The sequence below is a fragment of the Chroococcidiopsis cubana SAG 39.79 genome (assembly GCF_003991895.1).
Lineage (GTDB): Bacteria > Cyanobacteriota > Cyanobacteriia > Cyanobacteriales > Chroococcidiopsidaceae > Chroococcidiopsis > Chroococcidiopsis thermalis.
This window is the reverse complement of the sequence record NZ_RSCK01000152.1, coordinates 1-9434: the sequence shown is the minus strand read 5'-3', so window position 1 is coordinate 9434 and position 9434 is coordinate 1. Positions and strand designations below refer to the sequence as shown.

Genomic DNA, 9434 nt, shown 5'->3' with positions numbered 1-9434 from the left:
TTTTAGAGACGATGCAGCGCTCGTTATATTTGACACAGAGACAGATGAGGTACTTAGAAGTTATGGAAAAAGATTATGGCGTAAGTCAATGAAAAACGATTGGCTTATAGATTTTTGATGTAGTTTGTTGTAGAAAGAAAGTAAATATGATAGAAATATTCCCAGCATAAAATACTAATAATTTGACTCGAAGCAGAATGATTTCTGGCTGAAAATATCGCCACTGAAACAGAGTCTTAGGATTCATCAGAGGGAAACAAGATGTTTTTCTCTTGTCGTATTATTCAGCCTACCGTTTTTTGCCATACTACCGATAAACCCATAAATATCTCCGTTGGAGCTGATATCGATGTCAGATTTAGAGAGAAAATAGTGTTCTCTCAATTCATTTCACCTAAGCTGTTTGGATTGCCAAAATGGATGTCTGGCAGACTTGACTCTGGATAAATAGGAGGTGATTGCACTGAAAGCAATACAACTGCTTCATCAGGCGTACTAAAGCCATGACTAGCACCCGCAGGAATATAGATAGTATCTTCAGCTTTAACACCAAAGTTCTTTTCGTTTAACGTCACAATTGCTGTTCCTTCGAGAAGGTAGATGAAGGATTCGGAAGCTGTGTGAGTATGAGGTTTAAGCGTAGCTCCCTTGAGAATTTCTACCCGATTGAATCCAACAGTTGGAAGCTGTTGACGAGATAGCAGCCGAGTAATCGTTGCACCAAAAAGTTCTTCAGACCTAAATTCTGTGAGGTGCTTGATTTCAACTCCGTTTGCTGGATAATCATTGTGTTGTTCTCTGCTATTGTTTTGAGCTTAAACAATATTATTTTTCTGATTCAGAGTGATGAGATGGTTGGTCAACTCGATGAAGGCATGAAGACGACGAGCGAATGTATATATTCTAGGCTCTAGAAGCTACAATCGTATATCTACTACTGAAAATCAGGTGAATTTTTTACAATTGAAAATCTACTTTGTCGATAGATGATTTGATGAACTGTTGGTTATAAAGTCCTATCAATTAACACATCGGCATCTGTCTTCTATCCGCATTTGTGGCTGACTTACTGACAGTTGAGTTCTCGGCACACTGTTCGTGAAAAACTTGACGACAGAACGCCATTGCATACAGTTTGACCAATCGCACCCTCGGTACTCAAACAGCAGAGAATTTGATAACTGAATTTGATAGCATAAGCACAGCCTGTTTGCTGTTACCAATATGTCTATTGCCATCACTGAAGCTATTACGACTCTTGCCGAAGCAGAACGACGATTTGACTTGTCGCGCGCTGAGGACGAGACGTTTTTCTTAGAGTGGCAGGTGAGTTTGCCAGAAGTCTCGGTGTCTGAGCAAACAGCAATCGAGCAACTATGGCGGCGATATCTTTATCAGCGCTCGCTCGGGCAATTGTTAGAAGGAACTGTCACCTTGTTACTAGCATCTCCACTGCTAGCAATTGCGGGTCTGTACGATCCACCGTTTCGAGTGCGTGCGGAAGCATCTGTACAATTGACATTAGATGATGGGGAAGAAATACTGCAAGGGCGAATCGATGTGCTGGTGCTGTTGGAGCAGCTATGGGTAGTGGTGGTGGAGTCAAAGAAAACTGCATTGTCGGTTTGGGCTGCTCTGCCTCAAACGTTGGCTTATCTGATGGCAAACCCTCAGCCTGGGCTACCTAGCTTTGGCATGGTGACTAATGGCGATGAAATTTTTTTCGTGAAGTTGGTTCAACAAGAGCTGCGGCACTACGCTCTTTCGCGCGTATTTGCACCACTAACCTCAAATCGAGAACTCGAGGGCGCTTTGCAAGTTTTAAAACGCTTGAGTCAAGTCATGCGGGAGCTGACAACATAGCCCTCTTTTATCACTCTAAGCAGAAGAAAATATCAGTTGTGAGTTGAGCTGATGCACGATGGGACAAATAAACTAATTCATCCTACCGATGAGTTGCTCAAACCCAAAGTGCAATGAAGCGATAGGAAATACTTCTAACCATCTGTTGAGCCAATTGAAACAAATCAATGGTTGGATGATTAAGCGCAAATAATTGAGCAGATATTTCCAACCGCTTTGATTGTTCCACCAAGAATGCCTCCGCAAACTGTTGATGGGCTATCGGACAAGAGTGATTGAAGGCATCAGCGAACAGACTCACCATCAAAAACGCACTCATCACCATCTCCCACCACTTTTCAATCTGGTCATAGTTGGTCATCCGAAAATCAGCCCATCCTAACTCATTCTTACTTTGTTTTAATCCATACTCGCGCCCTCGTTCTTAACCCGTAGAAGTTGCCAACTTCTCTTGGGGTAATATCTGGATATTTACTCATGACGTACCAAGTAGAGTTCTCAGGTAATTGCTCAATATCTGTAGTAATCTGCCAATACCTAATTTCTCCAGGTTTGCCTGGGATAATTTCTCTAATGAAGCGATTTTCTCTCGTCAGGTCAGAAAATACCCTTTGAAATTTATGCCACTTTAAATATTGAATTCTTTGTCTTGGAAGTATCTCTATGGAATAATTTGAGCGAATTGCCACTATATAGTTTAACCTCAGGTCATCTAATACCGAGATGAAATTTGTACTACTCTCACCATATAAGCTATCTGCCAGTACCAAGTTGAACTTAAAACCCATTGACTCTACTTGTTTTAGCAGTAGTGCTGCTATTTCTGGCGCTTGTTCGATATTGATCTTCTACTTTTAGTCTCTCCCTAGGTTTGTACACTTCAAACAGTAATGGAAATGTCATTCCACAGAAAACACCATACACTGTCACTACCACAATTCCATTCTCGGTTTTTCCCAAGTTTTCGATATACTGCCGTTTCACATAATCTGTTGATGTTCCTTTTTTCTTGTCTCCTGTTTCCAACAATCAACATGATTGATCTTCCTTGTAACACCTGTAATATTAACTCTAATCTTCGATTTCTTCTCTCTTGTGTTTCCCAAGGTGAATGGGTTAAAAAATGATGTAATGGTTGATGGTTCTCTAACCCCGCAATTCTTGCTATTGCAAGCAAGCTTTTCCTTTTTATCTCCGATATCATCCCTACATGCAGGTACTTAAAAGCTTCAAAGCTAAGCAGCTAATATCGGGCGGGACACCCGCCCGATATTAGCTGCTTCCTCAATAGGCGCAAACAGCTTTTCATACCATTGACAGTATTCGTCCACAAATTTTACTGTCGCTGCGGGTGGACGAGGTTCTACCATACTCTGTGTCTTTGTTTGGGTGTTTGCGTCCTATTATGTTACTACCAGAGTGATAAAACAGGGTTAATAACTGTATTTTCCGATGACTGAACGGAGTTGATTCCCAGGGCTATTTCATTCTCTAAGCTTAGAATAGCCCTGCACTTAGCCAATGAAAACTTATCAGGGGCTTTCAAAAACCAAGCTGGCGAAGCGCTATGGCACGTGTGAAACCTCGGCGGCGCTCTTGAAATTGAAAGTGTCTTTGGCATCAGCATTTCGGCAGCTTGCCAGTCACCTTGGAAGCTTTCTGAAAAGATAATATAAAAACATCGTTCAAAAAACGTAGGTGCTGACTGTGCGAAGGCTATTCTCCCCGGCTCAAAAACTTTTGATTTTGCGTCACGCCAATTATCAGTGCGAGATTTGGAAAATTTATTGTTTTAGATGTTAGAAGCCGGAGTCGATCCGCGCGAACTGCCTCTGCCAGCCCGATTTGTAGGCTCAGCAGCTCTTGACACTTCTGCCCCTAGAGAGCGCACTTGTCGTGTATTCCTTTAGTTTGATTTCCCATCACTACCAAAGTATTCTCGGTAGCTACAAATTTTGTCACCCCGTACGTCAAAGGAAACTGCTACTCGATTTTTATAAGGTTCTCCTCGCATCAGTCCTTCATCGCGAAATTCAAATACCACCGTTGTTTCGTTACTCGTAACGCGATCGAGAGTGAGGGTGAGTCCTTGCTCAAACGTCTGGGAAAAATATTCAACAAAAGCGATCGCCCGTGACTTTCCTATATTTAAGCCGTGATATTCTCCCATCGGAAACCAGAAACTAAAATCGTCTGTTAGCATATCGAGAAACTGCTGCCATTCTCCTGTTGCTAGTCCGTGTTGAAAATACTCAAACGCTTGTTGAGCAATTTTTAAGGTACGGTTCATTTCTTGTGTCATCTGATTTTTTATCTGTAGCTTTTATCTATAAGTTTAATTTTGGCTCCTCGCTACTGGAAGCGTAATAAATTATTGCAACCTATGAAAATAATAGCTAAAATCTGACAACCACTTTGCCACAATTTTGTCCATCGAGTAGGTATTTAACGGCAGTAGGAATGGATTCTATACCGTTAAACTGAGTTGGAGCGACAGTAACTTTAAGTTTGCCAAAGTAGAAAAGATTTAATAGGCGAGCGCGTGCTTCAGCAGCATATTTTTGATAGAGAGGCATGAGAAAACCGCGTACAGAAGCAGCTTTCCAAAATAGTTTGTGATAAACACGAGGTTGGGCGATCTCTTCTAAGTTTTTGCCATATTCGGTCATGAAACCAACTATAACTAAGAGCTGATTCGTAAAGAAAATCTGCACTACAGTTGTAGATAGAGTTTAAGGAGCTTGGGCTTGCTTATGGTAGTGATACACTATAGTTGTAGATAGAATGAGGGAGAAGATTAAGCGCATAGGACAAAGGGCTTTCTCCAGAAGTCCACGCACCATTACAGAAACTGGGCTTTCTTGAATAAAGCGCTCAAATACTTGACCTAGTAGCATTCTTTCATTTCATTTTGAGATTTCTTTATCTTTCAACCAAACAGCAAATCTGTACAAAACACAACACCTTGAAAGGGCTAGTCCTAGAAGCGATCTCGTTTGCAGAAGCTAAGATTTAAAGTTAAAAGAAATAGCAAATAAAGACTTTCAAGATTTATTAAATTGGCTTTAGAAATTTTGGGAGGACGAAAGCGCGATCTCTTCTCCTATGTCTTTACTGTCGCCGTAACGAGGCTTTGTCTTTTTTAGAAGCTTTGAGAAACGGGGGTGCAGTTTCTTGCACGGGAGTTAACTGTTCTACAAAACTGAAGACATTGCGTTCGGGTAGAAACTTGACTTTGAGCGTGACAAATGTTGGATGTCCTTGGTCTCCTTCGGCTTTTGGATTGAACCTAAATGGCTTACATGGTGCATCTTTCCACAATAGCGGCAGATGGCTGGCTTTGAGGAACTTCACCTTTTTAGCAGGTTCAGCTTGTTTGATGTAATCCAATCGTTCGGAAGAAAAGTTGCGAAAAATAGAGATGCAGGGGATACGACAGACGGGAATAAACTGCCATAGTCCCGCTAGCTTAAACTCAAAGTCCAGCAGCTCTCTTGAGACTTCCTGTTTTGTCTGCTGCCCTTTATCAAATCCAACGAGTTGAAACGCAATTTCATGCGCTCGCTGTTTGTTAGGGAAATGGATGACTCTGGGGTAAACAATTAATCGTTGGCGAGAATTGCCAGTGGCAGCGACCTCCGCTTTGAGCGCTTCAAACGCTTTCCGCTTTTGGGATATGTAAAAAAGTGGGTAGGTCGAGCCATTGATGATCGCGCTGTGTTTATGAGTTTCCCAATCCAAATGCACCGCTCCTGTGACGATGCCAACAGCTTGAAACATTGCTGTTGACTGTGGCTCTAAATCTACCTCACTGGAGTTTGGGTGTTGTACGCGATCGGATTCGACGGCATTTTGGCTTTGGCTTGGTTCGTCGAGCATAGCAACACTTGACTGCCGATCTAGCTTAGGATGCCATTCTCCTCCAATGTACTCAAATTGCGCGAAAATCTGTTGATGAGCCGAAGCGTATTTCGCCAAAACCGGCTGTTTCCCCTCTAGCCATTTCTCAAGGATTTGGGGGTCGATTCTAAATGCAGCAGCTATTGCTTCTGTAGATGCCATAACCGTGAATTGATGGAGTGCCAATCTCAAACAACACAATTGCCGCTTATGGTAGCACGGCAACTTGAAATACGATCGACTGCGATGAGTGTCATAACTAGCAGATCGATTGCCGCCGGTACAGTAGGCAGTGTCGTCCTACATCCAACTGCCATCATCTAATGACAACGCTGTCATTAAACAAAAAATCTTATTAAGTTTTTTATTAGATCGATCTGGACAAGTTGCTAACCAGAACTCTAGCACCTAAGATGAAAGCCAATAATCGAGCGCCAAAGTCAAACAATGTAGTTAAACACTGAGGATCGGCTAATTACACAAACCTCTAGGAGAAATTTCAAAAGCATGACCAAAATTGTCGCAATCGCCAACCAGAAAGGGGGGGTTGCCAAAACCACAACCACCATCGCCAAGGCATCGTTGATTGGCACTCAAAAAACTTGCCTTGTCGTCGATCTTGATTCTCAAGCCAACCTGACGGACGGGTTAGGAGTGCGAGAAATCAACGACGAGCAACTGACTGCTTCCAATCTCTTTAATCCTCGACAAGACCCAAACTCGATTGTTGTCTCAACACGATGGGGGATCGATTTAATTCCATCGGATATTGGGTTAGCACAAAAGGAAGCCGAATTAATTGCCGAACCGGACTCTCATTTTATTTTAAAAGATCAACTCGGCAAGCTGAGTCAGTACGACTACGTGTTGCTCGATTGTCCTCCATCATTAGGACGACTAACGTACTCTGCTCTGACAGCAGCCGAGTTGATTCTAATTCCAGTTCAATGCCAGTATTTTTCAGCAAAAGGGTATAAACAGCTACTAAATACTATTCAAGCAGTTCAAATGCGTTCTAATCCCTCTCTAGAAATTTTGGGCGTACTTCCTACCATGTCCGATACAACTAATATTAGCAAGGGAGCTTTGATTTCACTGTCAAAGGTGGAAGGAGTTACAGTATTCGCTCCCGTTCCAAAATCGGTGAAGTTTACCGAGTCTCAATTAGCTGGAATTCCAATTGACCGCTACATTCGGGAAAATCACAGTATCAAGGAGAGCGAGGAATTGATCGAGAGACTAATTCTTCCTTATCAAGCTGTGGTAGAGCGATTGTTAGCTTTGGAGATAATCTATGCCTAAAAACAAGTTAGATATGACTAACATGTTAGGAGATCCTAAGACTCTAAAGGTGGTTTCAGCATTAGAGGGAGGGCTAAATGCTAAACAAGATCTAAATCAGGTACTGACGGAAGTTGGTGTCACAACTCGACAGCTTGCTCCCGAAGATCTAATTCCGAGAAAAAAGAACCGTCCCTTAGACGAGGAAAAAGTTGAGTCTTTGATGCGGAGCATTAGAGATATTGGGGTGTTAGAAGATCTAATTGCTAGACCGCATCCGGAAATTTTTGGTAAATATGAATTATTGGGTGGCAATCATCGGCGAGAATCATGCTTGCGTTTGAGGATATTAGCTCCAACCAAAATCGTTCATGTAGACGATCTTCTTGCTGCTAAAATTGCTGGAGCTACAAATGCTCTGCGCAATCAACTAAATGCTTTAGAAGAAGCAGATATGGTAATTGAGGTTTTGTCCTTAGAGCTGAAGATAGCAGAGCCAGATGTAGAGGCTTTATTCTGGCAACACAGTAACAAAACAATCGACCCTAATAGTTTTCAATGGAGGACTATTGAAGCGATCGTACCAACTATAACGGCTGTTGCGATTAGCTCTTTTACTCGGCATTATCTACCGCTGCGAAAGTTACCACAAGACCTTTTAGATTCAGTCCGCTCTGGAAAACTGCACTATACCAAAGCTGAAAAGCTAATTCCACTCAAACATCCGAGATTTGAGTCAGAGCGCAGACTGCTCCTTCAAGAAGCTATTGTACGCAACCTATCTACTACTGAGCTGCTCGAACGTGTGAACCAGCTATTGATTCAAAGTCCATCTATCAAGCAGCAGAAGCCAGAACCACTTCGCAAAATGTTGACCCGAAGGGTGAAGTCAGTTCAACAACAAATCAATCAAATCAAAAACTGGGATAGCGTTAGTCAAAAGGAAGTAGAAAAACTTTTAAATAAACTAGAGTCGAAAATCCAAGAACTCTCAAAAAGACAATCAAATAGTTAACTTAAAAATAATTAATTGTTAGCTTGATTGTAGATGAGTTAGCGTTCAATCAAAATTCGCAAAGTCAATACTGTCAGTAAAATTTTTTCTTCATGCCATCTAAGCGTATCCACGTCAAAGAGTATACAGTCCGCGCCCACGAGCGTACGATTCACACCCGACTGTTCAAATTCATTTGTCAGCAGTGCAGCCAACCTACAGAACGAGAAACTTATGGTTCAAGACCGTTGTATTGTGAGACTTGCCGTCCTCCAGGAACGCGGGCTAGCGAAGATCCAAAGTCCAAAAAAAAGAAACCCAGACCCGTGTTGGTCAAAAGGGAGAAAAGTAAAACAACGGCATAGCATGTGAAAACAACGGTTGACTAGCAAGTGCGGCAATTTTGTTGCTAGTGCGTGCAACCTCAAAGCACGCTTGCGCCTTGTCTGAGAGCCGATTTTTGTGGAAGAGAATGTATGGATAAATGCCGAAAACTGCTCAAACGCCAACATTTGCAAAAGAGGGAAAAAAGCGCTGAGGCACAAAAGTTGGAAGCATCTTCTGAGACATTGCCTAGCCCAGCGAGTGAATCTCCAGCAGAAGCAGTTTGGCAGGCATTCAGAGAGAGAGCAGAAGTGCCAAGCCTGCCAGAGGGTTGGGAAGCAATAGATGTCCAGCCGTTCAACTCAACATCGCTCTCACAGTGGCAGCAAGAGCTGAGGGAGATTGAGTGGGAGATTGAGAACGAAGTTTGGGAGTCTTGTCCCTATGACTAAAGCGGAAGTAGTTCGACTCTTGAGGAAGTCTTAGGACAATCGTGCAAGAAAATTTAAGTTGGAGTCGGTTTCTGCTCCAAGCAGATTTCATCTAGAGCACTCTCCAAAACCGCCCTGAATTTCCTGACTATACACACTGCTGATATGGGGAAGAAATATTCAACAGCCAAACTTCAACCAACGGCATTCCCAAACCTTGTTGTAGTGCCAGCAGAGAAATCACCTCGCCATCGTGCTGCAACAGAAGCGGCGATCGCGTCGCGATTACCCAGCCGCGCAGCTAGAGCGGCACTAGTAAGTACCTAGATACTGGACGAATTCCAGTTGCGAACTCACGGTATTGTACAACCGCAAGTCGGCGGTCACGAGTTTGGCTGGCATGAAAGCTGCAAGCGCCAAATACAGCGCATCATAGACAGTGCGGTCAAAACGACTGGCTAAGCTGTAGGCTTGACGTAGAACGGTTTGTGATTCCACTGTGGGAATCGAGAGCAGTAGTAGATCCTCAATCGTGCCGCTCGCTTCTATTGGAGTAATTAGACTTATATCTTGCACCTGGAAATTTGAATGTCAATTCCATGACTAAGTGCAAGAGGGCGCATTCGTTCAAGGTCAAGTAA

At 42.8% G+C, this 9434-nt stretch carries 10 protein-coding genes and 2 pseudogenes; 6 read left to right on the top strand and 6 right to left on the bottom strand.

The annotated features are described in order from the left end of the window. Positions 1-380 precede the first annotated feature (380 nt). Positions 381-704 (bottom strand): cupin domain-containing protein, encoded by a 324-nt coding sequence (locus DSM107010_RS35335; RefSeq protein ID WP_258184037.1) that lies wholly within the window; start codon positions 702-704, stop codon positions 381-383. Between the two features lie 520 nt (positions 705-1224). On the opposite strand from DSM107010_RS35335, the gene DSM107010_RS35330 reads away from it, so the two are divergent. Continuing rightward, positions 1225-1863, top strand: a complete 639-nt coding sequence (locus DSM107010_RS35330) for a type I restriction endonuclease (RefSeq protein ID WP_106169812.1) — start codon at positions 1225-1227, stop codon at positions 1861-1863. 72 nt (positions 1864-1935) lie between these two features. On the opposite strand, the pseudogene DSM107010_RS35325 reads toward DSM107010_RS35330, so the two are convergent. From DSM107010_RS35325 to DSM107010_RS35310, 4 genes and pseudogenes are all read right to left on the bottom strand, one after another. Then, positions 1936-3233: pseudogene (locus DSM107010_RS35325) on the bottom strand (IS701 family transposase). Between the two features lie 536 nt (positions 3234-3769). Beyond that, a complete protein-coding gene (locus DSM107010_RS35320) occupies positions 3770-4165 on the bottom strand; it encodes a nuclear transport factor 2 family protein (RefSeq protein ID WP_106169815.1) in 396 nt (131 codons plus the stop codon). A gap of 94 nt (positions 4166-4259) precedes the next feature. Continuing rightward, positions 4260-4550, bottom strand: a pseudogene (locus DSM107010_RS35315) (alcohol dehydrogenase); the annotation flags it as partial. A 424-nt stretch (positions 4551-4974) separates the two neighbouring features. Next, entirely contained in the window at positions 4975-5925 is a 951-nt protein-coding gene (locus tag DSM107010_RS35310) for a hypothetical protein (RefSeq protein ID WP_127025209.1), read from the bottom strand. A gap of 345 nt (positions 5926-6270) precedes the next feature. On the opposite strand from DSM107010_RS35310, the gene DSM107010_RS35305 reads away from it, so the two are divergent. The 5 genes from DSM107010_RS35305 (at position 6271) to DSM107010_RS39075 (ending at position 9120) form a co-directional block, all read left to right on the top strand. Further along, the gene (locus DSM107010_RS35305; protein ID WP_106168123.1) at positions 6271-7065 is read left to right on the top strand and encodes a ParA family protein; all 795 of its coding nucleotides are present in this window, start codon (positions 6271-6273) and stop codon (positions 7063-7065) included. Continuing rightward, positions 7058-8059: a ParB/RepB/Spo0J family partition protein gene (locus DSM107010_RS35300; protein WP_106168122.1), complete on the top strand. Its 1002-nt coding sequence runs from the start codon at positions 7058-7060 to the stop codon at positions 8057-8059. The genes DSM107010_RS35305 and DSM107010_RS35300 overlap by 8 nt, the downstream gene beginning before the upstream one ends. 92 nt (positions 8060-8151) lie before the next feature. Then, positions 8152-8403, top strand: a complete 252-nt coding sequence (locus DSM107010_RS35295; RefSeq protein WP_106168121.1) for a hypothetical protein — start codon at positions 8152-8154, stop codon at positions 8401-8403. Positions 8404-8514: 111 nt separating this feature from the next. Continuing rightward, positions 8515-8814 carry a hypothetical protein gene (locus DSM107010_RS35290; RefSeq protein ID WP_106168120.1) on the top strand — a complete coding sequence of 100 codons (300 nt, stop codon included), beginning with the start codon at positions 8515-8517 and terminating at the stop codon, positions 8812-8814. Positions 8815-8958: 144 nt separating this feature from the next. Further along, positions 8959-9120, top strand: a complete 162-nt coding sequence (locus tag DSM107010_RS39075; RefSeq protein WP_158631951.1) for a hypothetical protein — start codon at positions 8959-8961, stop codon at positions 9118-9120. Here the strand turns inward: DSM107010_RS39075 and DSM107010_RS35285 are convergent. Beyond that, on the bottom strand, positions 9106-9369 hold the full coding sequence (locus tag DSM107010_RS35285) for a type II toxin-antitoxin system VapC family toxin (protein WP_106168119.1): 264 nt from the start codon (positions 9367-9369) through the stop codon (positions 9106-9108). The genes DSM107010_RS39075 and DSM107010_RS35285 overlap by 15 nt on opposite strands. Positions 9370-9434 lie beyond the last annotated feature (65 nt).